Source organism: Enterobacter sp. 296B2, assembly GCF_034106185.1.
Taxonomy (GTDB): domain Bacteria; phylum Pseudomonadota; class Gammaproteobacteria; order Enterobacterales; family Enterobacteriaceae; genus Enterobacter; species Enterobacter cloacae_N.
This window is the reverse complement of sequence record NZ_JAWNCA010000072.1, coordinates 1-1,600: the sequence shown is the minus strand read 5'-3', so window position 1 is coordinate 1,600 and position 1,600 is coordinate 1. Positions and strand designations below refer to the sequence as shown.

Below are 1,600 nucleotides of genomic sequence, written 5' to 3'. Positions count from 1 at the left end.
CGTAATTCATTACGAAGTTTAATTCACGAGCATCAAACTTAAATTGAAGAGTTTGATCATGGCTCAGATTGAACGCTGGCGGCAGGCCTAACACATGCAAGTCGAACGGTAGCACAGAGAGCTTGCTCTCGGGTGACGAGTGGCGGACGGGTGAGTAATGTCTGGGAAACTGCCTGATGGAGGGGGATAACTACTGGAAACGGTAGCTAATACCGCATAACGTCGCAAGACCAAAGAGGGGGACCTTCGGGCCTCTTGCCATCAGATGTGCCCAGATGGGATTAGCTAGTAGGTGGGGTAACGGCTCACCTAGGCGACGATCCCTAGCTGGTCTGAGAGGATGACCAGCCACACTGGAACTGAGACACGGTCCAGACTCCTACGGGAGGCAGCAGTGGGGAATATTGCACAATGGGCGCAAGCCTGATGCAGCCATGCCGCGTGTATGAAGAAGGCCTTCGGGTTGTAAAGTACTTTCAGCGGGGAGGAAGGCGATAAGGTTAATAACCTTGTCGATTGACGTTACCCGCAGAAGAAGCACCGGCTAACTCCGTGCCAGCAGCCGCGGTAATACGGAGGGTGCAAGCGTTAATCGGAATTACTGGGCGTAAAGCGCACGCAGGCGGTCTGTCAAGTCGGATGTGAAATCCCCGGGCTCAACCTGGGAACTGCATTCGAAACTGGCAGGCTAGAGTCTTGTAGAGGGGGGTAGAATTCCAGGTGTAGCGGTGAAATGCGTAGAGATCTGGAGGAATACCGGTGGCGAAGGCGGCCCCCTGGACAAAGACTGACGCTCAGGTGCGAAAGCGTGGGGAGCAAACAGGATTAGATACCCTGGTAGTCCACGCCGTAAACGATGTCGACTTGGAGGTTGTGCCCTTGAGGCGTGGCTTCCGGAGCTAACGCGTTAAGTCGACCGCCTGGGGAGTACGGCCGCAAGGTTAAAACTCAAATGAATTGACGGGGGCCCGCACAAGCGGTGGAGCATGTGGTTTAATTCGATGCAACGCGAAGAACCTTACCTACTCTTGACATCCAGAGAACTTTCCAGAGATGGATTGGTGCCTTCGGGAACTCTGAGACAGGTGCTGCATGGCTGTCGTCAGCTCGTGTTGTGAAATGTTGGGTTAAGTCCCGCAACGAGCGCAACCCTTATCCTTTGTTGCCAGCGGTTAGGCCGGGAACTCAAAGGAGACTGCCAGTGATAAACTGGAGGAAGGTGGGGATGACGTCAAGTCATCATGGCCCTTACGAGTAGGGCTACACACGTGCTACAATGGCGCATACAAAGAGAAGCGACCTCGCGAGAGCAAGCGGACCTCATAAAGTGCGTCGTAGTCCGGATTGGAGTCTGCAACTCGACTCCATGAAGTCGGAATCGCTAGTAATCGTGGATCAGAATGCCACGGTGAATACGTTCCCGGGCCTTGTACACACCGCCCGTCACACCATGGGAGTGGGTTGCAAAAGAAGTAGGTAGCTTAACCTTCGGGAGGGCGCTTACCACTTTGTGATTCATGACTGGGGTGAAGTCGTAACAAGGTAACCGTAGGGGAACCTGCGGTTGGATCACCTCCTTACCTTAAAGAACCTGCCTTTG

1 rRNA gene is annotated in these 1,600 nt (G+C 53.9%); it reads left to right on the top strand.

Going from position 1 to position 1,600, the window contains the following annotated elements:
• Window positions 1-40 precede the first annotated feature (40 nt).
• Window positions 41-1,580, top strand: a 16S ribosomal RNA gene (locus URZ40_RS23095).
• Window positions 1,581-1,600: the final 20 nt, after the last annotated feature.